Origin of the sequence: Streptomyces sp. NPDC102467 (assembly GCF_044765445.1) — a bacterium.
GTDB lineage: Bacteria > Actinomycetota > Actinomycetes > Streptomycetales > Streptomycetaceae > Streptomyces.
Genome location: NZ_JBIWKA010000007.1, coordinates 178,169 through 201,836, shown reverse-complemented (window position 1 = coordinate 201,836; position 23,668 = coordinate 178,169). Strand labels below are relative to the sequence as shown.

The window sequence follows — 23,668 nt, the reverse complement described above, 5'->3', positions numbered from 1 at the left end:
TGCTGCAAAATTTCGTGCAGGTTACATGATGGAACGTATCTCGGGAACCGGATACTCCGTTCCAGCATGCGGACACCGCGGGTGGCGGCGGAAGGTGGCCCTGGCGGACAGATCGGTGACCGGGGGGCCGACGGGCGGTGCGCGCCGCGGGCCTCATTGCCCACAGCGCTTACGGCTCATGCCCCGTGGTCAAGTAGTCGAAACAGTCCGGAAACGACTACTTATGCATTGCCCTGTATAGCCATCTTCCGGCCACGACCTGCGAACCGTCAACCTATTGCGGATCCGAAAAGAGTGCCCAGGAGATACGTCACACCCGCGGCGGCACCGCCCAGGGCCAACTGCCGCAATCCGCTGAACCACCACGACCGCGTCGTCACCCTCGCCACGACGGCCCCGCACGCGAAGAGCCCGAGCAGCGCGAGCACCACGGCCGGCCACAGGTCACTCGCCCCCAGCAGATAGGGCAGGACGGGCAGCAGGGCGCCGAGCGCGAACGAGCCGAACGAGGAGACCGCGGCGACCATCGGCGAGGGCAGATCGCCGGGATCGATGCCGAGCTCCTCACGGGCGTGGATCTCCAGGGCCTGCTCGGGGTCCTTCGACAGCTGCCGGGCGACCTCCGCGGCCAGCTCGGGCTCGACGCCACGGGACACGTACAGCTCGGCGAGCTCGCGCTCCTCGTCGGCCGGATGCTTGCGCAACTCGCGGCGCTCGACGTCGAGTTCGGCCTCGACCAGCTCGCGCTGGGAGGCGACGGAGGTGTACTCGCCGGCCGCCATGGAGAAGGCGCCCGCGGCAAGCCCGGACAGACCGGTGATGATCACCGTCTGCTGCGAGACGGCGCCGCCCGCGACACCGGCCATCAGCGCGAAGTTGGAGACGAGGCCGTCCATCGCGCCGAACACCGCGGGACGCAGCCAGCCCCCGTTGACGTCGCGGTGGGTGTGGTTGTCCCGATGCGCGTCGTGGAGTGTCGCCTCGGTCTCGATGATGGCCATGCTCGTGATCCCCGCTCCCCTAGGTCGTCTACAGAACCCGAAAGTACGCGCGAAAAAACGCCTCCGCTAGCAAGGAAGGCCGTACTTACCTGCGGTTTTGCGCCCTGCGCAACGCACAGAGCAGTCGCCGACCTGGGCCTTCCCGAACTCACCCGTGAGATGGATCACGCGATGGCTCCGTTGACGGAGCGGGAACTCTGACAGCAGGATCTGTAAACGTTTCCAGCTGCCGGAAACGTTTACAGGAATCAGGCGCAAGGGGGCAAAAGAGTGGCAAAAACAGCGGCGTCGCCCCAACGGGGCCAGCCGACGATCGTCTCCATCGCCGAGCGCGCGGGCGTCTCGATCGCCTCCGTCTCCCGCGTCCTCAACGGTCTGGGCGCCCGCCGCGACACCGTCGAGCGGGTCGAGCGCGCCGCCGCCGAGCTCGGCTACGTGCCGAACGCGGTGGCCCGCTCCCTCAAGGACGGCCGCACCCGGCAGCTCACCTTCGCGATGCCCGACATCGGCAACCCGGTCTACGTCGCGATGGTCCGCGCCATCCAGTCGGTGGCGAAAGCGGCCGGCTACCGCCTGCTCCTGCACTCCACGGACGCGGTCGTCGACGACGAGCTGGCCGTCCTGCGCAGCCTCGGCGACCGCACCAGCGATGGCCTCATCATCTGCCCCATCCGCATCACCGACGACCACATCGGGGCGCTCCGCGACGCGGCCGGTCCCGTCGTGGTCATCGGGTCCCTGCCGGACGACGTGCCCGTGGACAGCGTGCGCGCCGACTCCGTCGCGGGCGCCGCGCTGGCCGTACGCCACCTGTACGAGACCGGACGGCGCCGCATCGCCTTCGTCAACGGCCCCGCCGACACGGTCCCCGGCCACAACCGCCACCAGGGCTACCGGGCGGCGCTCGCCGACTGCGGCCTCGGATACGACCCGGCGCTCGTCGTGCACACCGACTTCGGCATCGGATCGGGCGCCGAGGCCACGGACGCCCTGCTGAACCGATCCCCCGACGCGGTCTTCTGCGCCAACGACCAGCTGGCGCTCGGCGCCGCCCGCGCCCTGCACGCCCGCGGCCTGCGCATACCCGAGGACGTCGCCGTCGCGGGCATGGACGACAGCGTCCTCGCGCAGGCCGGCTGGCCCCCGCTGACCAGCGTCGACCTCGGCTCCACCGAGCGTGGCCGACGCGCCGCCGAACTGCTCCTGGAGCGCCTCGGCACCCCTGACTCCCCCACTCCGCACAGCAGCACCGCCCCTCCCCGCCTCGTCGTCCGCGCCTCCACGGGCCGGGCGGCGCCCGACAGTTGAGAGTCGCGAGGTTCGATCCATGAGTCTCACCGCCTCCCGGGACAGTGCCGTCCCGGGCAGCCGCGGCACACCGCCGCCCCGCACCCCGGACCAGCGCAAGAAAGCGCTCGGTCTGGACCGGGGCGCCTGGTTCCTGCTGCTCCCCGCGCTGGTCCCGATCCTGATACTCAGCGTGGGCCCGCTCCTCTACGGCATCGCGCTGGCGTTCACCGACTCGCAGGCGGGCCGCACCTCACCGACCCGGTTCGTCGGCCTGGACAACCTCCTGGACCTGCGCCACGACAGCCTCTTCTGGGAGTCGTTCCGCATCGGCCTGATCTGGGCGGTGTGCGTCACGGCGCTGCAGTTCGTGCTGGCCATGGGCCTGGCCCTGCTGCTCAACGAGAACCTGCGCTTCCGCTGGCTGGCCCGCACGCTCGCACTCGTACCGTGGGCGATGCCGGAGGTGGTGGTCGGCATCATGTGGCGCCTCGTCTACCACTCGGACGCGGGCATCCTCAACAAGACCCTCACCCAGCTCGGCATGATCCACGAGAACATCGACTGGCTCTCGGACCTCTCCTACGCGCTGCCCGCGGTGATCGTCGTAGGCGTGTGGGCGGGCATGCCACAGACGACGGTCGTCCTCCTGGCAGGCCTGCAGAACGTGCCGCACGAATTGCGCGAGGCCGCCCAACTGGACGGCGCGGGCCTGTGGCGCCGCTTCACGACGGTCACCTGGCCGGCGCTGAAACCGATCGTCCTCTCCGTCACGGCGCTGAACTTCATCTGGAACTTCAATTCCTTCGGCCTGGTGTACGTCCTCACCCAGGGCGGTCCGGGCGGAAAGACCCGCCTGCCGATGCTGTTCGCCTACGAAGAGGCCTTCAAATACGGGCAGTTCGGGTACGCCGCAGCGATGGGCCTCGTCATGATCGCGGTGATCGCGGTCCTCCTCACCCTGTTCCTGCGCAAGCGGCTCAAGGAGGACGCAGCATGAGTACGACGCTCCCCAAGGTCCGCGCCCGGCGCGCGGCGGGCCGGGCAGGCCAGTACCTGTCCCTGCTCTGCTACCTGATCTTCCTGGCGTTCCCCCTCCTCTGGCTGCTGTCGACATCGTTCAAGTCCCCGCAAGAGCTGGGCTCGATCAACCCGACATGGCTTCCCCAGCACCCGAGCCTGGACAACTACAGAACAGCTTTCGACGCGCAACCGCTCCTCCACTCGGCACTGAACAGCCTGATCGTCGCGGTCAGCGCGTCGGTGATCTCGGTGGGCCTTGCGGTCCCGGCGGCGTACGTGATGGTCCGCTACCGGTCGCGGGTGAGCCAGGCGGGCACGGTCTGGATCCTGGTCAGCCAGATGTTCCCGTTCGTCCTGGTGATCATCCCGCTCTTCCTGGTCCTGAAGAACCTGCACCTGATCGACAGCATCCCCGGCCTGATCATCGTCTACGTCGTCTGGAACCTGCCCTTCTCGCTCTGGATGCTCCAGGGCTACGTGAAGTCGGTGCCGCGCTCCCTGGAAGAGGCGGCGGCGATGGACGGAGCGGGCCGCCTGCGCACGCTCACGAGCGTGGTGCTCCCCCTGCTGGCCCCCGGCCTGGTGGCGACGCTGATGTTCAGCTTCGTGACGGCCTGGAACGAGTTCTTCTTCGCCCTCGTGCTGCTCAAGTCCCCGGAGAACCAGACGATGTCGGTCATCCTCACCCGCTTCCTCGGCGCCGAGGGCGTCGCTGACCTGGGCCCGCTGGCGGCGGCCTCGGTCCTCGCCACCATCCCCAGCCTGCTCTTCTTCGGGCTGCTCCAGCGCAGGCTGGTGGGCGGCATGCTCAGCGGGGCGGTGAAGGGCTGATGCGCACCCGACGGATCACAGCGGCGGCCACGGCCACCCTCTGCCTCTCCCTCCTGGCCGGCTGCGGCGGCAACGGGAACACGACGAACGGCGAGGTCACCCTCGAATTCCTGAGCCTGGCCTGGCAGAAGGAATCGGTGGACGCCAACAAAGCACTGGTCGCCCACTGGAACGACACCCACGCGCACATCAAAGTCAAATACGTACAGGGCAGTTGGGACAACATCCACGACCAGCTCCTCACCTCCTTCGAGGGCGGCGAGGCGCCGGACATCTTCCACGACGACGCCTCCGACCTCACGGACTTCGCGAACGGCGGCTACCTGGCCGACCTGACGAAGTACCTCCCCGCCTCCTTGCGCAAGGACATCCCCCAGGCCTCCTGGGACACGACGACCTACGAGCACAAGACATACGGCGTCCCGTTCCTCCAGGAACCACGCGTACTGATCGCGAACACAAAGCTGCTGAAGCAGTCCGGTATCCGCCTCCCCACGGCCCAACACCCGTGGACCTGGGCCGAGTTCGAGACCGTCAGCAAAAAGCTGACGCACGACACCAACAAGGACGGCAAGCCGGAGAGCTACGGCGTGGCGTGGTCGATGAAGGAGCCGGTCAGCCAATCGGTGAACCTCTCCCTCTCCACCGACGGCAAGATCTTCTACAAGGACGAGGACGGCAAGAACGAGATCCGTTACGACACCGCGGACTCGGCCGTCGCCCAGCTCATCAACCGGCAGGTCAACAAGGACCGCACCGCACCCAAGTCGGGCCTCGGCATGGCGGGTTCGGACACGCTGCCCGGATTCTTCGCGGGCCGCTACGCGATGCTGCCGCTCAACTTCTCGTACCGCCAGCAGGTCCAGCAGCAAGCACCGAAGAACTTCGACTGGACGGTGCTCCCCATGCCGTCCGGTGCCGGCGGCCTGGCGCAGGGCACGGCCCCCCAGACCCTCTCGGTCTCCCAGGACAGCACGCACAAGCAAGCGGCGGCCGACTTCATCGCCTACCTCACGCAGGCCGAGCACCAGGTCCAACTGGCGCGCGGGGACTGGCTGTTGCCGACGAGCAGCAAGGCGCTCAAGGACCCGTCCCTCACCACGGACAAGTACGGCTGGAAGACGGGAGCCGACATAGCGGCGACCCTGCGCCCGTCCCCGGTGCTCGGGGTGCGCGGCTACGCGGAGTGGAAGGACAAGATCGCCACTCCGGCCTACCAGGAGTACTACAACGGCGCGTTCGGCATCGATGAGCTCCGCAAGCGCCTGGCGGCGGACGGCAACCACATCCTCGACCGCTACCAACGCTGAACCGAGCACGACCCCAGCACGACCCCAGAAAAGAGCACGAACACACCATGAGCGTCAGCGTCGACCCGGATCCTCCCGCGGACGGCACCGCGGAACCCCGCAGGCTGCGCACGGTCCCCCACCCGCCGCCGCCCGGCATGATCTCCCTGCGGGACCGGGCCAGAGGGGCGCTCCTCGGCCTCGCGGTCGGCGACGCGCTCGGCGCCCCCGCCGAGAACATGAAGCCGTCCCAGATCCGCGAACGCTGGGGCCGCATCGAGGGCTTCGTCTCCGCCGACCCGGCGGGGACGGACGACACCGAGTACGCGATCTTCTCCGGTCTGCTGCTCGCCGAGCACGGCGCGGCGCTCACCATCGCCGACGTCGAGGCGGCCTGGCACACCTGGATCGCGGACCGGGACGAGGGACCGTTCAAGGGCGCGGGGTTCAGCGAGCGCGGCACCCTGGAGAACCTGCGCAGGGGCCTCGCGGCGCCCATCTCGGCGCAGCACCGGCACGCGTGGAGCGACGGCCTCGCGATGCGGGCGGCACCTTTCGGTGTCTACGCGGCGGGCCGCCCCGCCGAGGCGGCGCGGCTGGTCTCGATCGACGGCACGGTGTCGCACGACGGCGAGGGCATCCACGGCGGCCGGGCGGTGGCGGCCGGGGTGGCCGCGGCGATGGTGAGCCACAATCCGGACGCGGTCGTGCAGGCGGCCCTCTCGGTGGTCCCCGACGACTCCTGGACGGCCCGTTCCCTGCACCGCGCGGTGTCGGCGGCGCGCCGGGCCCGCCGCGACCCCGACGGCACGCAGCTGTCCATGGAACGGGCGGTGCGCAAGGCCGTCGTCATCGGCGGCTACCCGTGGACGGACCTGGCGCCCGAGGCGGTCGGCCTGGCGTTCGGGGCGTTCGCGGTGGCCCGCGGCGACTTCCGCGAGTCCGTCCTCACGGCCGTGAACATGGGCCGCGACGCGGACACGACGGCGGCGGTGGCCGGAGCGCTGGCGGGTGCCCTGGGCGGCGAGTCCTCGATCCCGGCGCCCTGGTCGGAGGCGATCGGCCCGGTCCGCGGCAGCTGCCTCCCCTCCATGGCGGGCAAGCACATCCTCGACGTGGCGGACCGCCTGACCCCACCCCCACCGGACCGCGAGGGAGCAGTGGCATGACGCCGCGCGGGACCGCCCGGACCGGAGGCGCCCCCACCGGCGCGCACCCGAAACGCGGCCGCCCCACCGGTCCGCGCACGCAATGCGACGGGAGGGGACGTGTCGGGGTGCCCCCGCAGGACACCGCGGGAACTCAGCGCCGGATGACCGCCCATGGCGCAATCAGGGTTGGAGACCAATCCGGCCGAGGAGGCACCCCGACACGGCACCGCCCCACTCACCCCCGTAAGCAAGACGCTGCCAGACCCGGCAGCACCCCAACGCGGCCCCGCGCCCGCTCCACCCGCCCCCGTACGCAAGACGCGCCCAGACCCGGCAGCACCCCAACGCGACCCCGCGCCCGTTCCACCCACCCCCGTACGCAAGACGCGCCCAGACCCGGCAGCACCCCAACGCGACCCCGCGCCCGCCCCACCCACCCCCGTACGCACAACGCGGCCCGCCCGGGCCGCACACCACCGCACGACCGAGAGGCCACCCCGTGACGCCCACGACGACCGCCCAGGCGGACATGACGTCCCGCATCGAGGGCCTCCTGCTCGGCATCGCCGCGGGAGACGCGGCCGGCTGGCCGTCGGGACGACACCGCGCGGCCCGCCTCCCCGACTGGACCCGCCGCCTGACCCGCGAACTCGACACGTTCGCGGAGCAGAACGCCACCACGACGCTGCCCGTCCCGATCGCCCTCAACCAACCACCCGAACCCTTGCGCCTGGGCCCGTCCGACGACGCCGAATGGGCCGCGTTCACGGCCATCGCCGTCCTCGACGCGTACGGCGATGGCCTCGGCGACCTCCCCCCTGACCACCGCGTCCGATCCGCACTCGCCCTGGCCTGGAACACCCTCGCCGACGAGATCGCCGCGGCGGCGGCCAGGGCCGACGAGATCGAGTCGGCCGAGATCCCGCTGCGCGCCCGTATCTCCGTCCGGGCGGGCCTCGGCAACCTCGCCGCCGGACTCCGGCCGCCGGCGACCGGCCACGACAACCCGCACTACTTCGACGACGCGGCCTGCGTACGCGCCGCGGTCCTGGCGGTCGTCCACCCCGGAGACCCCGAACGCGCCGCGGACCTGGCCGAGTTCGACGCCCGTTACACCCAGGACGGCGACGGCGTGCACGGCGCCCGCGCGATGGCGGCGGCGGTGGCGACGGCCCTCGGCGGCGCGTCGGTCGACGCCTGCGTGGAGGCGGCGCTCGCCCAGCTTCCGGAGGGCACCGAGATCCACCGCAACGCGTACCGCGCGGTGGAGCTGGGCCGCACCACGGCAGCGGCCAGGCCGGGCCTGCCCGGCAACGCGTTCGCGCTGGTCCCGGTCCTGGAGCACGAGATCGTCGACCACGTCTACAGCTACGGCATCGCGGCGGCGGAGACGGTCCCGGTCGCCCTGGCCGTGGCGACGGCGGCCGCGGGCGCGGTCATCGAAGCGGTCCCGACGACGGCCTGCCTGTCCCGCGTGGCGGACTCGGCCCCCGCCCTGGCCGGCGCGCTCACCGGTGCGATCGGCGGCGCGGACGCGCTCCCGGGTACCTGGCGCGACGCCTGCCGCACGCTCGCGGGCTGCGCGCTCCCCCACCTGGCGGGCACGGACCTCATCGAGCTGGCCGCACGCCTGGCGGCCACGCACACCGGTCTCACCCTCAACTCCCTGAACTCACCTGCTGCGGAAGGAACTTCGGCATGAGCACCGCCCCCACCACCCCGTCCCCGTCCCTGGAGGACCGCACCACGGGCGCCCTCGTCGGCGCCGCTGTGGGCGACGCGCTCGGCGGCCCGGTCGAGGGCTGGACGCCGGAGGCGATCGCGGAGCGGCACGGCGGCCGGGTGCGCGGCATCGTGGAGCCGTTCTACAAGGACGACTGGAAGACGGCCCGCCCGATCGCCCCGTACCACAAGGGCGACGGCCACGTCACGGACGACACCTTGATGACGCACGCGCTGATCCGCGTGTACGAGAAGGTCCGCGACCACCTGGACGCGTACGCCGTGGCGGACCACCTGGTCCCGGACCTGATCACGACCCCCCGCTGGATCCCGGAGCTGGAGGCGGAGGCCCTCCCGCTCCAGCGCATCTTCCTGGCGGAGAAGTGGATCGTGGCCCGCATCCACTACGGCCACATCGACCCGCGCGAGGCGGGCGTGGGCAACATCGTCAACTGCGGTGCGGCGATGTACATGGCGCCGGTGGGCGCGGTCAACGCGGGCAACCCGCTGAAGGCGTACAACGAGGCGCTGGACGTGGCGGGCGCGCACCAGAGTTCGTACGGTCGTGAGGCGGCGGGGGTCTTCGCGGCGGCGGTGGCGGCGGCGTACAAGCCGGGCGCGACACCCACCACCGTGGTGGACGAAGCGCTGGCCCTGGCGAAGGACGGCACGAAGGCGGCGATCGAGGCGGTCTGCGAAGTAGCAGCGGGCTACGACGACTTCGAAGAAGCCCTCGTCCCCCTGCGCGAGGCAGTGACCCCCTTCGACACGGTCGGCCCGGAGTACCGCAAGCCGTCGCTCGGTGCCCGCCGCCCCTCCCGCCTGCACGCCATCGAGGAACTCCCCGTGGCGCTCGGCATGTTGCTGGTGGGCCGCGGCGACTTCCGCCAGACAGTGCTCGGCTCGGTCAACTACGGCCGGGACTGCGATTCGATCGCCACGATGAGCGGCGCGATCGTCGGTGCGCTGTACGGGGAGGGCGCGGTGCCCAAGGAGTGGAGCGCCGAGATCGCGCGGGCCAGCAAGCTGGATCTGCACGGCCCGGCGGCGGCCCTGACCCGGGTCACCCGCGAGGTGCACACGCGGGACCTGGAGCGCCGCCGCGCCCACGAGTCCGCGTTCGCGACGATCGCGGGACTGTGAGGCTGCGATGCTGCGCCTGACCTGGGTACAGCCCGAGGACCTGCTCGGCCACGAACTGCGCCAGGCGGCGCAGGACGGCCGCGACGCGTCCGCGATCCAGCGGCGCTGGACAGCGGCGGGCGGCCACCTGGCACCGGAGCGGGCGGGCGCCTCGCCCGCCCCCGGCGACCCCGCGCTGCGCGACCTGGCGGGGCAGCTGCTGGACGAACTGGCGGCGCTGCGGTCCCCCGGTGTGGCTGCGGAGCCGACGGACCTGGCCGAGATCAAAAAAATCTGCGAGAGCTGGCCACAACCCAGAACGCCCCCGCACGCACCCCCGACAGCACAGACGCCCCCGACAACACAGGCGACATACGACGCCCTACATGCGGCATGGCTGGGCCGGGCGGCCGGTTGCCTGCTGGGCAAGCCGGTCGAGAAGCTGCCCCTCCAAGGCATCCGCGCCGTGGCGAAGTCCACCGGCAACTGGCCGCTCCACACCTGGTTCACGGAGATCGGCCTCGACCCGGAGATCGCCGCCGCCCACCCCTGGAACCGCCGCAGCGCACCGACCTCGCTGGCCGAGAACATCGACGGCATGCCCGAGGACGACGACCTCAACTACCCGCTCCTCCAGCTACTGCTGCTCCAGCGGCACGGCGCCGGCTTCACCACCGAGGACGTGGCGAAGCTGTGGCTCGACGAGCTGCCCGCGGGCCGCACCTTCACGGCGGAGCGCATCGCGTACCGCAACCTCCTCGACGGCATCGAACCCCCCGCGACCGCTTCGCACCGCAATCCGTTCCGGGAGTGGATCGGCGCGCAGATCCGCGCGGACGTCTTCGGGTGGACCAACCCGGGGGACCCGGCGCGCGCCGCCGAGCAGGCGCACCGGGACGCGGTGCTCACGCACACGGCGAACGGCGTGTACGGGGCGATGTTCACCGCGGCGGTCATCGCGGCTGTCCCGGGCTCGCACGACATCCACGAAGCGCTCTCGACGGGCCTGACGGTGGTACCACCGGGCTCGCGGTACGCGCGGGCGGTCCGGCTCGGTATGGAACTGGCCCGCACCCACCCGGACTTCGACACCGTCGTGGACGAGCTGCACCACGCCTACGCCGACCACCACTGGGTGCACGTCCTGCCCAACGCGGCCCTGCTGGCCGCGGCGCTCACTCATGCCGACGGCGACTTCGCGGGCTCCATCTGCCGTGCGGTGTCCGGCGGTTGGGACACCGACTCCAACGGTGCGACGGCGGGTTCGATCGCGGGCCTGCTCGTGGGCCGGCCCGACGCGCTCGGCGCGACGTGGACGGCGCCGCTGAAGAACCGCCTCGCCACCACGGTCGCCGGATTCGACGGCACCGGCTTCGACGAACTGGCCAGGCTCACTCTGGAGGCAGGCGCATGACGACCCATCAAGAGCCCACAACGGAAGGCCCGTTGAAAGGCCTACGCGTCCTCGACCTGGCCACCCTCTTCGCGGGTCCGCTCTGCGCCACGATGCTCGGCGACTTCGGCGCCGAGGTCGTCAAGATCGAGCATCCCCGCAAGCCGGACCCGTCCCGGGGCCACGGCCCGTCCAAGGACGGCATCGGCCTGTGGTGGAAGCACCTGGGCCGCAACAAGAGGAACCTCACCCTCGACCTCTCCTCCCCCGGCGGCCGCGAGGTCCTCCTCAAGCTGGCCGCCGAGTCGGACGTGATCATCGAGAACTTCCGCCCCGGCACCCTGGAGAAGTGGCACCTCGGCTGGGAGGAGCTGAGCGCCGCGAACCCGCGCCTGGTCCTGGCCCGCGTCACCGGCTTCGGCCAGTTCGGCCCGTACGCCCGCCGCCCCGGATTCGGCACGCTCGCGGAGGCGATGAGCGGTTTCGCCGCGATCACCGGCCAGCCGGACGGCCCGCCGACGCTCCCTCCGTTCGGCCTGGCCGACTCGATCGCCGCGCTCGCCACCTCGTACGCCGTGATGGCGGCGCTGCGCGGCCGGGACGTGACGGGCCGCGGGCAGGTCGTCGACATGGCGATCATCGAGCCGATGCTGGCGATCCTCGGCCCGCAGGCCACCTGGTACGACCAGCTCGGCTACGTCCAGCCGCGTACCGGCAACCGCTCCACGAACAACGCGCCCCGCAACACGTACCGCACCAGCGACGAGAAGTGGGTCGCGGTGTCGACCTCCGCCCAGTCGATCGCGGAGCGGGTGATGCGGCTGGTCGGCCGGCCCGAGTTCATCGACGAGGAGTGGTTCGCGACGGGCTCGGGGCGGGCCGGGCACGCGGACGAACTCGACGCGGCGGTCGGCGGCTGGATCGCGGCCCACACCCGCGACGAGGTGGTGACGGCCTTCGAGAAGGCGGAGGCGGCGATCGCCCCGATCTACGACGTCCGCGATGTACTGCGGGACGAGCAGTACAAGGCCCTGAACTCCATCACCGAGCTGCCCGACCCGGAGCTCGGCACGGTCAAGATGCAGAACGTTCTCTTCCGCCTCTCCGAGACGCCGGGCGCCATCAAGTGGGCGGGCCGACCGCACGGCTCGGACACGGACGAGATCCTCGACGGCCTCGGCCTGTCGGAGGCGGACATCGCGGCACTGCGGGAGGCTGGTGCGGTATGAGCGGCATGAACAGTTTGTACCTGACCTGGCTGTACGTCCCCGGGGACCGGCCCGACGTCGTCGCGAAGGCACTCGGCTCGGGCGCCGACGTGGTCCTGGTCGACCTGGAGGACGCGGTCGCACCCGACCGCAAGGCGTACGCGCTCGACGCGACCGCGGAGCTGCTCGCCGACAAGCACAAGGTGCCGGTGCACGTCCGGGTGAACGCGCTCGACGGGCCCCTAGCCGAGCGGGAAGTACGGCGCCTCACCCCGCTGCCCGGACTGGACGCGCTGCGCCTGCCGAAGGTGCACGGCACGGCCGAGCTGGCCCGGGTCGCCGACTGGGCCCTCGAAGTCCCGCCTCTGTACGCCCTGTTGGAGTCCGCGGTCGGGGTCGAGCTCGCCTACGAGATCGCGTCCCACCCCGCTGTGCACGGCATCGCGCTCGGCGAGGCCGATCTACGCGCCGACCTCGGCGTCACCGACGCGGGCGGCCTCGCCTGGGTGCGCGGCCGCGCGGTGGTGGCGGCCCGCGCCGCCCATCTGCCGCCCCCGCCGCAATCCGTCCACCCGGACATCCGGGACACGGAGGGGCTGGCCCGTTCCTGCGCGGAGGGCCGCACGCTCGGCTTCTTCGGCCGCACCGCGATCCACCCGCGCCAGCTCCCGGTGATCGAGGAGGCGTTCCGCCCGACGGAGGCGGAGGTGGCCGCGGCCCAGGACATCGTGCGGGCGGCGGCCACGGACGCGGGCGCCCTGGCTCTCCCTGACGGCCGCTTCGTGGATGCGGCGGTGGTGGCGGGGGCCCGGCGCACCTTGGCATTGGCGGCGCGGACCAGCACCTCGAGCCCGTCCGGCGCTTAACGGCAGAGGGCGCCGAACCTCCCGGTTCGGCGCCCTCATCGACGTACAGCGGCCAACGCTCAGATCTTCTTGGCCCCGGCCTCATCCTTGGCGCCGGCATCGGCGGACTTGTCCAGCTCAACGGCCTCACTGGAAGCGGCCTCGCTGGAGGCGACCTCGCTGGAGTCAGCCTCATCCGGGTCCCCGCCGGAGGCAACCGCGGCAGGCTCGACGATCTCCTCGCGCCCCGGCCGCACCTTCGCCGAGATGACCAGGTAGACCACGGCGAGCACGAAGACGAACAGGGCCGTCCAGTTGTTCAGGCGCAGGCCGAGGATGTGGTGCGCGTCGTCCACGCGCATGTACTCGATCCAGAACCGGCCCACGCAGTACGACGCCACGTACAGCGCGAACGCCCGCCCGTGCCCCAGCTTGAACTTGCGGTCGGCCCAGATGACGAGCACCGCGACGCCGACGCACCACAGGGACTCGTACAGGAACGTCGGGTGGTACGTGCCGGGCACCCGCCCGTCCGTGTTCGAGGTGATCTTCAGCGCCCACGGCACATCGGTCGCCCGGCCGTACAGCTCCTGGTTGAACCAGTTGCCCCAGCGGCCGATGGCCTGCGCGAAGGCGATGCCGGGCGCGAGGGCGTCGGCCCAGGCAGGGAGCGGGATGCCCCGGCGGCGGCAGCCGATCCAGGCACCGACCGCGCCGAGCGCGATGGCGCCCCAGATGCCGAGGCCGCCCTCCCAGATCTTGAAGGCGTCCACCCAGTCACGGCCCTCGCTGAAGTACAGCTCGTAGTCCGTGATCACGTGGTAGAGACGCCCGCCGACCAGGCCGAACGGCACCGCCCAGACCGCGATGTCGGCGACCGTGCCGGCCTGCCCGCCGCGGGCGATCCAGCGCTTGTTGCCGAGCCAGACGGCCACGAAGACGCCGATGATGATGCAGAACGCGTAGCCGCGCAGTGGGATGGGCCCGAGGTGGACCACGCCCTGCGACGGACTGGGGATATAGGCAAGTTCCATGGCAGGGTCGACGCTACCGTGCCGGGCCGCGGACACGAGGGGCAGCCCGGCAACGTCTCCATAACAAGGGCCGGCCACAAGGGCCGACCCGGAACAGCGCCTACTTGTCGGCGTCCTGCACCATCTGCTTGAGCTTCGCCGGGGTCATGCTCTGGTCGTTCATGATGCTCTTGCCGTTGAGCAACACCGTCGGGGTGCCGCTGTGGCCCGCGTCCTGGAACGCCTTGTAGGACTTCTGGATCCAGCCGTCGTGCTTGCCGTCGTTCACACAGGACTTGAAGGAGTCGGTGACGAGCCCGTCGACCTTCCCTGCCAGGCCGATCAGCTTGCCGTTGTCCGCGAAGGTGTCCTCGGTCTCCTTCGGCTGGTTCTCGTACAACACGTCGTGGTAGTCGGTGAACTTGCCCGCGTCCTGCGCGCACGCCGCCGCGTTCCCCGCGCGCAGGGATCCGCTGCCGCCCATGTTCGAGTCGATCAGCGTGACCGTGTGGTACTCGGCCTTCAGCTGTCCGGCGTCGGTCAGCTCATGGATCGTCGAGCGGAATCCGTCCTCGAAGGACTTGCAGGCGGGGCAGCGGAAGTCCTCCCACACCGTGAGCGTCGACTTGGCACTGTCCTTGCCCACCGGGACGGCCAGATCGTCCTTGCCCGAGGCTCCCTTCGGCGCGGCCGCGGAGCCGGACGTGGAGCCGGAGCTGTCGTCGCCGGAATTCGCGGCGACCACCCCGATCACGGCGGCCAGGCCGAGCACGCAGACGACGGCGGCGCCCACGATCAACGTTCGGCGCCGCTTCTCCGCGGCTCTCTGCTTCTCGCGCTCTCCGGCCAGCCGGTCACGGGCCGCGCGCTTTCCCTCACGGTTCTTCTCGCTCACACCTGCGCCAACGAACCGGGGAGGCACGAGCGTGCCTCCCCGACCCACTTCCACCCATATGGGTGATGCGCCGCATAATGCGACTAAGCGTTGCCCCGTACGCCCGCCGCGAGTTCGGCGGCGAGCTCCCGGACCGCCGCGAGGCCCGCGGCGGCGTCGTCGGCGTCCAGCATCCGCTTGACGAACGCCGAGCCGACGATGACGCCGTCGGCGAAGGTGGCGACCTCCTTGGCCTGCTTGGCGTCGGAGACGCCGAGGCCGACACAGACCGGCAGGTCGGTGGTGGCCTTGGTGCGGCGCACGAGGTCCTGGGCCTGGTTGCCGACGGACTCGCGGGTGCCGGTGACACCCATCAGCGAGGCCGCGTAGACGAAGCCCGAACCGGCCGCCGTGATCGTGGCGAGCCGCTCGTCCTTGCTGCTGGGCGCGACGACGAAGACGGTCCCGAGACCGTGCTTCTCCGCGTGCTCGCGCCAGCTCGCCGACTCCTGTACGGGCAGGTCGGGCAGGATGCAGCCGGCGCCGCCCGCCTCGGCGAGTTCGGTGGTGAACCGCTCGACGCCGTAGATGTAGATCGGGTTCCAGTACGTCATGACGAGGACCGGCTTGCCGGTGGCCTCGTGCGCCTCGCGGACGGTCCGCATGACGTCCTTGATCTTCAGGCCGCCGCGCAGCGCGATGTCGTCGGCGGTCTGGATGACCGGCCCGTCGAGCACCGGGTCGGAGTGCGGCAGCCCCACCTCGACCACGTCGGCGCCGCCGTCGAAGGCGGCCTTGACGGCCTCGATGCCGCCGTCGACCGTCGGGAACCCGGCGGGCAGGTAGGCGATGAGGGCGGCGCGGCCCTCGGCCCTGGCCGCGGCCAGGGTGTCGGACAGCAGTTGGATGTTCCCGCTCACTTCGCGTCCCCCTCGATCTCGGCGGTGTCGGCGGCGTCGGCCGCGACCTCGGCGTCGGCGCCCTCTTCGTACAGGCCGAAGTACCGGGCGGCGGTGTCCATGTCCTTGTCGCCGCGCCCGGACAGGTTGATGATGATCAGCCCGTCCTTGCCGAGCTCCTTGCCGACCTCGAGGGCGCCCGCGAGGGCGTGCGCGGACTCGATGGCCGGGATGATGCCTTCGGTGCGCGACAGCAGGCGCAGGGCCTGCATCGCGGCGTCGTCGGTCACGGCGCGGTACTCGCCGCGGCCGCTGTCCTTGAGGAAGGCGTGCTCGGGGCCGATGCCCGGGTAGTCCAGACCGGCCGAGATCGAGTACGGCTCGGTGATCTGGCCCTCCTCGTCCTGGAGGACGTAGGAGCGGGAGCCGTGCAGGATGCCCGGCTCGCCCGCGGTCAGGGTCGCCGCGTGCTCGCCCGTCTCGATGCCGTGGCCCGCGGGCTCGCAGCCGACGAGGCGGACGTCCGCGTCCGGGATGAAGGCGTGGAAGAGGCCGATGGCGTTGGAGCCGCCGCCGACGCAGGCGATCGCCGCGTCGGGCAGCCGTCCGGCCCGCTCCAGGATCTGGCGGCGTGCCTCTACGCCGATGACGCGGTGGAAGTCGCGGACCATCGCCGGGAACGGGTGCGGTCCCGCGACCGTGCCGAACAGGTAGTGCGTGCGGTCGACGTTGGCGACCCAGTCGCGGAACGCCTCGTTGATGGCGTCCTTGAGGGTGCGGCTGCCGGACTTCACGGCGATGACCTCGGCGCCGAGCATGCGCATGCGGGCCACGTTCAGGGCCTGGCGCTCGGTGTCGATCTCGCCCATGTAGATGGTGCATTCGAGGCCGAACAGCGCGCAGGCGGTGGCCGTCGCGACGCCGTGCTGGCCCGCGCCGGTCTCGGCGATGACGCGGGTCTTGCCCATGCGCTTGGTGAGCAGGGCCTGGCCGAGCACGTTGTTGATCTTGTGCGAGCCGGTGTGGTTCAGGTCCTCGCGCTTGAGGAAGACCCGGGCGCCGCCGGCGTGCTCGGCGAACCGGGGCACCTCGGTGAGGCTGCTGGGGCGGCCGGTGTAGTTCACGAGGAGGTCGTCGAGCTCGCGGGCGAACTCGGGGTCGTTCTTGGCCTTCTCGTACTCGACGGCGACCTCGTCGACGGCGGCGACGAGCGCCTCCGGGATGAACTTGCCGCCGAACGCGCCGAAATAGCCCTCGGCGCTGGGGATGTGACCCTCGGGGTCAGGAATGAAGTACTCGCTGGGCATGCGTGAGCCTCACGGTGGGATCGGTTGAAAGAAGTAATCGCCGTGGGGGCTTGGGTAGTTACGTGACTGCGAGCCGTTCGTGGTCGCTCGTGCCGTTCCCCGCGCCCCTAACGGGGCGCTCGCCATCGCATGCCGTTGATCTGACCCGGCTCCGCGCCGATGTGGTAGCGGACCCGGCGTCCCCGCACACGCCGCGCAGGCGCCCGGCAGCCGCGCGGGCGGCAACCGGGGGCGAGACGGGCGGAGATCGGCATCGTTCGGGTCAGCCCCGTCCGTGCCGCAGCGCGGGGTGCGCGCCGGCGGCGACCAGGTCGGAGACGGCCGAGCGGGGGTCGCGGCCGGTCACCAGGGACTCGCCCACGAGGACGGCGTCCGCGCCGGCGTTGGCGTACGCGATGAGGTCGTGCGGGCCGCGCACGCCGGACTCGGCGACCTTGACGATGTGGTCCGGGATGTCCGGGGCGACGCGCTCGAAGACGCCGCGGTCGACCGAGAGGTCCTTGAGGTTGCGGGTGTTGACACCGATGATCTTGGCCCCGGCGTCGACGGCCCGCTCCACCTCGTCCTCGTCGTGCGCCTCGACGAGCGGCGTGAGACCGATGGACTCGGCGCGCTCGATGAGGGACTCCAGAGCGGGCTGGTCCAGGGCGGCCACGATCAGCAGGGCGAGGTCGGCGCCGTACGCGCGGGCCTCCCACAGCTGGTACGAGGTGACGATGAAGTCCTTGCGCAGGACCGGGATGTCCACCTTGGCGCGGACCGCTTCGAGGTCGGCGAGGGAGCCGCCGAAGCGCCGCTGCTCGGTGAGGACGGAGATGACGGCCGCGCCGCCCGCCTCGTAGTCGGCGGCGAGGGCGGCCGGGTCGGCGATCGCGGCCAGCGCGCCCTTGGAGGGGCTGGACCGCTTGACCTCGCAGATGACCTTGACGCCGTCGCCGCGCAGGGCGGCGACCCCGTCCTTGGCCGCGGGAGCCTTCGCCGCGCGCTCCTTGAGCTCGTCGAGGCTGACCCGCGCCTGCCGTTCCGCCAGATCGGCACGGACTCCGTCGATGATCTCGTCGAGCACACTCACGCGGGCGGACTTCCCTTCTTGCGGTTCGGTTCCCTGAGCAACCGAGTGGTCACTGTGATGGTATCCGGAGGAGGGCGAAGGCTCCGCATCCGGTTGACCGCGGTCCCACTACCTGGACAAACGTCGATGATCAAGGGCGTAGGAAGCCACCCATGGGCAGGTTCCGGACAACGGTGAAGGCCAGCACGACCGCGCCGAGCGCCCAGAGGTGCACCCGTCCGAGACCGAGGCCGAGCGGCCGCCCGCGGGCCGCCCGGATCGCCCACACGGCCCACACGACCGCGAACAGCGCGTAGCCGGCCACGGCCAGGGCATTGGCGCCCAGCGCGCCGCTCAGGTCGCCGTGCACGAATGCGTGGGCGCTGCGCAGTCCGCCGCAGCCGGGGCAGTAGACGCCGGTGGTCCGCAGGAGCGGGCAGGCGGGATAGTGGCCCGCCTCGTTCGGGTCGACCGCGCCGACGTAGACGAAGGCCGCGGCGACGCCGCCGAGGATCCCCAGCGGGACGGCGGTACGGCGCAACAGCCCGGAGCGGGCGGTGTCGGCGGCGGGGGCGGTGTGGGTCGGGTCGACGGTCACCCGTGGATTCTCCCCCGGTGCCCCGCGCTCCGCCCCTCGGACGCGCGAAGGGGCGGGGCGGCGATTCTCTCGCCGCCCCGCCCCTGTCACGTACCGAGAAGGTGTCAGGCCTCCGAGGCGGCGGTGTGCCCGGCCGTCTTGGCGGGCAGCTTCAGCTCGGCGCGCCGGGGCTTGCCGAGGCCGGCCGCGCTCATCGCGCCGCCGACGATCGGGGCGAGCACCAGCAGCGCCATGCCGACCCAGAAGCCGACCGGCTGCACCATCACCATGAAGGCGCCCGCGACGATGAAGCCGATGAAGGCGATGATGACACCGGTCCAGGCGGCCGGGGTGTGTCCGTGGCTGCTGTCCGCCATGGCTTGCTCCTCGTTGCTTATGGCCTGTGCGGCCGCACCCGGTCCTCGCTCGGGGCGAGAGGGCGTACCGCGTTCAAGAGTTGTGCGGGTCCATTGTCCCGCACGCGCGCGTACGGAACGAAACCGGGGTCAGGCGGTGCCCGTCGGGTCCTCGCCGCGGTCGAGGGCCTTCCACAGTTCCTCGGGGCGCTCCGGGTCGACGGCCTTCTGCCTGCGGGCGCGGGGCGCGCCGTCGCGCTCGTAACGGCCGCCCATGGAGGGCCAGGCCGCGCCGTAGACCACGGCGAGGATTCCGGCGATCAGCAGGAGGGCGCCGCCGCCGGCCGCGACGTAGGGCCAGGCGGTGTGGCTGAGGGCGTCGATGGTGGACGACGCGTCGCCGGAGGCCGAGGCGGCCTTCTCGTCGAGTGCGGCGCTGTCGTCGGCGCCGAGCATGGCCGCGGCGACGGCGCCCGCGCCGCTGAGCGCGAGCAGCGCGGCGACCAGGACGCGGCCCGCCCGGCGCACCGCGAACACGGCGACGAGGGCGGCCAGCCCCACGATGGCGAGGGACGCGGGGACTCCGGTGACGTCGCTGCCCTTGGCGGTCAGCGGCAGCTTGCCGCCCGCGACGGCGGCGACGCCGGAGCACCACTCCTGCCTCGACGCGAGCAGCGCCACCGCGGCGCCCGCGGCACCGAAGAGCAGGGCGACGCCGAGACTGCGCCGGCCGTTCTTGCTCGGTCCGGCGGTCTCGGCGGCTTCGGTTCGGGGGTGCGGTACGGCAGTCACGTACTCCACTATCGCCTGTCCGTACAGGTGTGTGCGCCCCTAAGGCGGGAGGCGTGGGTCACTTCACACCGTGGTCCGGGTCACTTCGCCCCGCTGCCGGCGGCGCCGAGGCGGTTCGCCGTGTGCACGGCGCGCAGTACGGCGGCGGCCTTGTTGCGGCACTCGGTGTCCTCGGCGACCGGGTCCGAGTCGGCGACGACACCCGCACCGGCCTGGACGTATGCCGTGCCGCCCCGCAGCAGTGCGGTGCGGATGGCGATGGCCGTGTCGGAGTCGCCCGCGAAGTCGAGGTAGCCGACGCAGCCGCCGTACAGGCCGCGCCTGGACGGCTCCAGTTCGTCGATGATCTGCATCGCGCGGGGCTTGGGGGCGCCGGAGAGGGTGCCGGCCGGGAAGCAGGCGGTGAGGACGTCGAAGGCGGTGCGGTCCCCGGCGACCTGGCCGGTCACGGTGGAGACGATGTGCATGACGTGCGAGTACTTCTCGACGGACATGAAGTCGACGACCTCGACGGAGCCGGGCTCGCAGACCCGGCCGAGGTCGTTGCGCCCGAGGTCGACGAGCATGAGGTGCTCGGCGCGCTCCTTGGGGTCGGCGAGCAGTTCCTCGGCGAGCGCCTGGTCGGCCTGCGGGGTGGCGCCGCGCGGCCGGGTCCCGGCGATGGGGTGGACCATGGCGCGGCCCTCCTCGACCTTGACGAGGGCCTCGGGGGAGGAGCCGACGACGTCGAAGCCGTCGAAGCGGAAGAGGTACATGTACGGGGACGGGTTGGTGGCCCGCAGGACGCGGTACACGTCCAACGCGCTTGCCGTACAAGGGGTTTCGAACCGCTGCGAGGGCACGACCTGGAAGGCCTCGCCCGCCCGGATCCGCTCCTTGATGTCGTCGACGGCGTCCCTGTACTGCTCGCCGCCCCACAGCGCCGTGAAGTCGGGGAGCTCGGAGGGCGGGAGCGCGGCCGGGGCGCTGTCCACCGGTTTGCCGAGGTCGGCCTCCATGGCGTCGAGCCGGGCCACGGCGTCGGCGTAGGCCTCGTCGACGCCTGTGTCGAGGTCGTTGTGGTTGATCGCGTTGGCGATGAGCAGGACGGATCCGTCCCAGTGGTCGAGCACGGCGAGGTCGCTGGTGAGCAGCATCGTCAGCTCGGGCAGGTTCAGGTCGTCCCGCTCGCCGGGGCCGATCTTCTCGAGCCGGCGCACGATGTCGTAGCCGAGGTAGCCGACCATGCCGCCGGTGAACGGCGGGAGCCCCTCGTAGCGCGGGGTGTGCAGTGCCTCGATGGTGGCGCGCAGGGCGACGAGGGGGTCGCCGTCGACGGGGACGCCGACCGGCGGGGTGCCCAGCCAGTGGGCCTGGCCGTCGCGCGCGGTCAGGGTGCCGGCCGAGTGCACGCCGACGAACGAGTATCTGGACCAGGACCGCCCGTTCTCCGCGGACTCCAGGAGGAACGTGCCGGGCCGCTCGGCGGCGAGCTTGCGATAGAGACCGACGGGTGTGTCGCCGTCCGCGAGGAGCTTGCGGCTGACGGGGATCACTCGGCGGTCGGTCGCGAGCTTGCGGAAGGTCTCGAGATCCATGGGAGGAGCTTAGGTGTTAAGCGGAAGGGCCCCTGACCGTGAGTTCGTCGGCGTCGAAGCAGGTCCGGGCGCCGGTGTGGCAGGCGGCGCCCACCTGGTCGACCTTGACGAGGAGGGTGTCCGCGTCGCAGTCGAGGGCGACGGACTTCACGTGCTGGAAGTGGCCCGAGGTGTCGCCCTTGACCCAGTACTCCTGGCGGCTGCGCGACCAGTACGTGCAGCGGCCCGTGGTCAGGGTGCGGTGCAGCGCCTCGTCGTCCATCCAGCCGAGCATCAGCACCTCGCCGGTGTCGTACTGCTGGGCGATGGCGGGGACGAGGCCGTCGGCGCTGCGCTTGAGGCGCGCGGCGACGGTCGGGTCGAGGTCGCTGGACTGGGGCGAGCTGGTCATACGTGCCATTGTGCCGCGCCCGCGCCCCGGGTCCGCGGGGCGTCCACTGTCCGGACGGTGCGGGCGGTCGTAGGGTGGCGTCCATGTCGACCCATGCCAAGCGTGAACGACTTCTCCTCGCCGATCTGTTGGAGGCGGCGGGCCCGGACGCCCCCACCCTCTGCGAGGGCTGGACCGCCCGCGACCTCGCGGCGCACGTCGTGGTGCGCGAGCGCCGCCCCGATGCCGCCGGCGGCACCCTCGTCAAACAGCTCGCCTCCCGCCTGGAGCGGGTGCAGGGCGAGTTCGCGGAGAAGCCGTACGAGGAATTGATCCAGCTGATCCGGACGGGGCCGCCGCGCTTCTCGCCGTTCGCCCTCAAGCAGATCGACGAGGCGGCGAACGTGGTCGAGTTCTACGTCCACGCCGAGGACGTGCGCCGCGCCCAGGCCGACTGGTCGCCGCGCGAGCTCGACCCGGTCTTCGCCGAGGTGCTCTGGTCCCGCCTGGAGCGGATCGCCCGGATGACGGGCCGCAAGGCGCCGGTCGGCCTGGTGCTGCGCCGCCCGGACGGCCAGACGGCGGTCGCGCACCGGGGCGCGCCGGTGGTGACGGTCACCGGGGAACCCTCGGAGCTCCTGATGTACGTGTTCGGCCGCCAGGACGCGGCGAACGTGGAGCTCGACGGCGACAAGGCGGCCATCACCCGGCTGAGCGAGACGAAGGCGCTGGGGTTGTAGGGCGCGGGTCTCAGCCGAGTTCGGCCCTGCGCAGGGGCCGGGAGCAGAGGGCGACGGCGCCGCCCAGCGCGCAGACGCCCGCGCACACGGCGAAGACGGCTCCCGTGCCCCACCGCTCGACGGCCCATCCGACGACGGGGAACGTGAGCGGGGCGACACCGAAGCTGACCAGGGTGGCGGCGGAGGTGACCCGGCCCACGTAGGCGGGGCCCGCGTGGCTCTGGAGCAGCGCCCCGCTCACGGTCCCGGCGAGCCCGAGGGACAGGCCGACGGCGAGTGCCACGCAGGCCGCGCCCGGCACGGACGGCACCTGGGCGAGAGCTGCGATCGCCGCTGAGCCGGACACGGTCACCGCGCCGGTGACGAGCCCGGCGCGGGGCACCCGTCCGCGTACGGTGATCAGGAGTGCGGCGGCCCCGGCGCCGATGCCGAACCCGGCGAGCACCCAGCCCATGCCGGTCGAGCCCCAGCCGCGCTCGCGCGCGAGGAGCGTGAGGCCGAGGTTCATCGGGCCGACGAAGCCCAGGTCGCCGAGGGCGATGACGAGCATGAGGGGCCGCAGGACCGGGTCGTGGGCGATGTGCCGCAGCCCGTCCCACAGTTCCGCCGCGACGGCGCCGCGCTCCTGGCGGTCCTCGGGCGGCACCTCTCCCACCCGCACCGCGAACAGCAGCGGCACCGACGCCCCGATGAGCAACGCGGCGCCGCCGAACGCTCCGGCCGTGCCGCCGAGTGCGATGCCGAGGCCGCCGAGCGGTCCGCCGAGCACGTTGGCGAGCCGGGTCGCGAGGGCGCGCAGGCCCTGGACGCGGGCGAGTTGGCCGCGCTCGGCGATGCGGGCGGGCAGGGCACCGGCGGCGGGCAGGAAGACGGCGTCGACGATCCCGAAGACGACGGCGACCGCGCCGAGGGCCAGGAGTCCGGGGCTGGTCGCGAGCAGCAGCGCGACCGCGGCGACGACGAGCAGACCGCGCACGGCGCTGCTCGCGAGAACGACGCGGCGCGGTCCGTACCGGTCGGCGACCACACCGCCGCCGAGCATGAGGACGGCGCGCGGCACGGCGCTGACGGCGGTGACGATGCCCGCCTGGGCGGGTGTGCCCTGCTGCACGGCCGCCCAGGACAGGGCGAAGTAGTAGAGGTTGTCGCCGATGGCTGACGAGGTGTACGCGACCAGCCAGCGCAGTACGTTGCCGTCGCGATGCGCGGGTATCGCATCCTCAACGGGGCTTCTCTATAA

At 71.8% G+C, this 23,668-nt stretch carries 24 protein-coding genes; 11 read left to right on the top strand and 13 right to left on the bottom strand.

Annotation, left to right across the window (positions count from 1 at the left end; all coding sequences use genetic code 11):
* Positions 1-269 precede the first annotated feature (269 nt).
* Positions 270-1,001, bottom strand: coding sequence for a VIT1/CCC1 transporter family protein (locus tag ACIREE_RS16300; protein WP_404151636.1), 732 nt, complete (start codon positions 999-1,001; stop codon positions 270-272).
* A 270-nt stretch (positions 1,002-1,271) separates the two neighbouring features.
* Between ACIREE_RS16300 and ACIREE_RS16295 the strand changes: the two genes are divergently transcribed.
* The 10 genes from ACIREE_RS16295 to ACIREE_RS16250 all read left to right on the top strand — a co-directional run bounded on the left by ACIREE_RS16295 (position 1,272) and on the right by ACIREE_RS16250 (position 12,893).
* The gene (locus ACIREE_RS16295) at positions 1,272-2,309 is read left to right on the top strand and encodes a LacI family DNA-binding transcriptional regulator (RefSeq protein WP_404151634.1); all 1,038 of its coding nucleotides are present in this window, start codon (positions 1,272-1,274) and stop codon (positions 2,307-2,309) included.
* A 19-nt stretch (positions 2,310-2,328) separates the two neighbouring features.
* The gene (locus ACIREE_RS16290; protein ID WP_404151632.1) at positions 2,329-3,288 is read left to right on the top strand and encodes a carbohydrate ABC transporter permease; all 960 of its coding nucleotides are present in this window, start codon (positions 2,329-2,331) and stop codon (positions 3,286-3,288) included.
* Positions 3,285-4,142 carry a carbohydrate ABC transporter permease gene (locus tag ACIREE_RS16285; RefSeq protein ID WP_404151630.1) on the top strand — a complete coding sequence of 286 codons (858 nt, stop codon included), beginning with the start codon at positions 3,285-3,287 and terminating at the stop codon, positions 4,140-4,142. The genes ACIREE_RS16290 and ACIREE_RS16285 overlap by 4 nt, the downstream gene beginning before the upstream one ends.
* Positions 4,142-5,452, top strand: coding sequence for an ABC transporter substrate-binding protein (locus ACIREE_RS16280; protein ID WP_404151628.1), 1,311 nt, complete (start codon positions 4,142-4,144; stop codon positions 5,450-5,452). Before ACIREE_RS16285 ends, ACIREE_RS16280 begins: the two co-directional genes overlap by 1 nt.
* Before the next feature lie 47 nt (positions 5,453-5,499).
* Complete coding sequence (locus ACIREE_RS16275) at positions 5,500-6,600, top strand: ADP-ribosylglycohydrolase family protein (RefSeq protein ID WP_404151625.1); 1,101 nt, start codon at positions 5,500-5,502, stop codon at positions 6,598-6,600.
* Positions 6,601-7,081: 481 nt separating this feature from the next.
* Positions 7,082-8,284: an ADP-ribosylglycohydrolase family protein gene (locus ACIREE_RS16270; protein WP_404151622.1), complete on the top strand. Its 1,203-nt coding sequence runs from the start codon at positions 7,082-7,084 to the stop codon at positions 8,282-8,284.
* Positions 8,281-9,447, top strand: coding sequence for an ADP-ribosylglycohydrolase family protein (locus ACIREE_RS16265; RefSeq protein ID WP_404151619.1), 1,167 nt, complete (start codon positions 8,281-8,283; stop codon positions 9,445-9,447). Before ACIREE_RS16270 ends, ACIREE_RS16265 begins: the two co-directional genes overlap by 4 nt.
* A 7-nt stretch (positions 9,448-9,454) precedes the next feature.
* On the top strand, positions 9,455-10,840 hold the full coding sequence (locus tag ACIREE_RS16260; RefSeq protein WP_404151616.1) for an ADP-ribosylglycohydrolase family protein: 1,386 nt from the start codon (positions 9,455-9,457) through the stop codon (positions 10,838-10,840).
* Positions 10,837-12,048: a CaiB/BaiF CoA transferase family protein gene (locus ACIREE_RS16255; protein ID WP_404151613.1), complete on the top strand. Its 1,212-nt coding sequence runs from the start codon at positions 10,837-10,839 to the stop codon at positions 12,046-12,048. Before ACIREE_RS16260 ends, ACIREE_RS16255 begins: the two co-directional genes overlap by 4 nt.
* Positions 12,049-12,053: 5 nt before the next feature.
* Positions 12,054-12,893 (top strand): HpcH/HpaI aldolase/citrate lyase family protein, encoded by an 840-nt coding sequence (locus tag ACIREE_RS16250; protein WP_404151610.1) that lies wholly within the window; start codon positions 12,054-12,056, stop codon positions 12,891-12,893.
* A gap of 59 nt (positions 12,894-12,952) precedes the next feature.
* Here ACIREE_RS16250 and lgt read toward each other — a convergent pair whose 3' ends face one another.
* From lgt to hisI, 11 genes are all read right to left on the bottom strand, one after another.
* Positions 12,953-13,906, bottom strand: coding sequence for a prolipoprotein diacylglyceryl transferase (lgt, locus tag ACIREE_RS16245; protein ID WP_404151608.1), 954 nt, complete (start codon positions 13,904-13,906; stop codon positions 12,953-12,955).
* 100 nt (positions 13,907-14,006) lie between these two features.
* The gene (locus ACIREE_RS16240; protein ID WP_404151605.1) at positions 14,007-14,780 is read right to left on the bottom strand and encodes a DsbA family protein; all 774 of its coding nucleotides are present in this window, start codon (positions 14,778-14,780) and stop codon (positions 14,007-14,009) included.
* A gap of 83 nt (positions 14,781-14,863) precedes the next feature.
* Positions 14,864-15,679, bottom strand: a complete 816-nt coding sequence (gene trpA / locus ACIREE_RS16235; RefSeq protein ID WP_404151603.1) for a tryptophan synthase subunit alpha — start codon at positions 15,677-15,679, stop codon at positions 14,864-14,866.
* Positions 15,676-16,965, bottom strand: coding sequence for a tryptophan synthase subunit beta (trpB, locus tag ACIREE_RS16230; protein ID WP_404151600.1), 1,290 nt, complete (start codon positions 16,963-16,965; stop codon positions 15,676-15,678). The genes trpA and trpB overlap by 4 nt, the downstream gene beginning before the upstream one ends.
* Positions 16,966-17,072: 107 nt before the next feature.
* Entirely contained in the window at positions 17,073-17,219 is a 147-nt protein-coding gene (gene trpM / locus ACIREE_RS16225) for a tryptophan biosynthesis modulator TrpM (RefSeq protein WP_404151597.1), read from the bottom strand.
* An 8-nt stretch (positions 17,220-17,227) separates the two neighbouring features.
* Complete coding sequence (trpC, locus tag ACIREE_RS16220) at positions 17,228-18,037, bottom strand: indole-3-glycerol phosphate synthase TrpC (protein ID WP_404151594.1); 810 nt, start codon at positions 18,035-18,037, stop codon at positions 17,228-17,230.
* A 130-nt stretch (positions 18,038-18,167) separates the two neighbouring features.
* Positions 18,168-18,614, bottom strand: a complete 447-nt coding sequence (locus ACIREE_RS16215; RefSeq protein WP_404151592.1) for a DUF2752 domain-containing protein — start codon at positions 18,612-18,614, stop codon at positions 18,168-18,170.
* Positions 18,615-18,718: 104 nt separating this feature from the next.
* Positions 18,719-18,970, bottom strand: a complete 252-nt coding sequence (locus tag ACIREE_RS16210) for an HGxxPAAW family protein (RefSeq protein WP_404151589.1) — start codon at positions 18,968-18,970, stop codon at positions 18,719-18,721.
* Positions 18,971-19,099: 129 nt separating this feature from the next.
* Positions 19,100-19,750: a TIGR02234 family membrane protein gene (locus tag ACIREE_RS16205; protein WP_404151586.1), complete on the bottom strand. Its 651-nt coding sequence runs from the start codon at positions 19,748-19,750 to the stop codon at positions 19,100-19,102.
* A gap of 71 nt (positions 19,751-19,821) precedes the next feature.
* Entirely contained in the window at positions 19,822-21,318 is a 1,497-nt protein-coding gene (locus ACIREE_RS16200) for an anthranilate synthase component I (protein WP_404151583.1), read from the bottom strand.
* Positions 21,319-21,334: 16 nt separating this feature from the next.
* Positions 21,335-21,718, bottom strand: a complete 384-nt coding sequence (hisI, locus tag ACIREE_RS16195) for a phosphoribosyl-AMP cyclohydrolase (RefSeq protein WP_404151580.1) — start codon at positions 21,716-21,718, stop codon at positions 21,335-21,337.
* 74 nt (positions 21,719-21,792) lie between these two features.
* On the opposite strand from hisI, the gene ACIREE_RS16190 reads away from it, so the two are divergent.
* On the top strand, positions 21,793-22,428 hold the full coding sequence (locus tag ACIREE_RS16190; protein WP_404151577.1) for a TIGR03085 family metal-binding protein: 636 nt from the start codon (positions 21,793-21,795) through the stop codon (positions 22,426-22,428).
* Positions 22,429-22,438: 10 nt separating this feature from the next.
* Here the strand turns inward: ACIREE_RS16190 and ACIREE_RS16185 are convergent, their stop codons facing one another.
* Complete coding sequence (locus ACIREE_RS16185; protein WP_404152306.1) at positions 22,439-23,641, bottom strand: MFS transporter; 1,203 nt, start codon at positions 23,639-23,641, stop codon at positions 22,439-22,441.
* Positions 23,642-23,668: the final 27 nt, after the last annotated feature.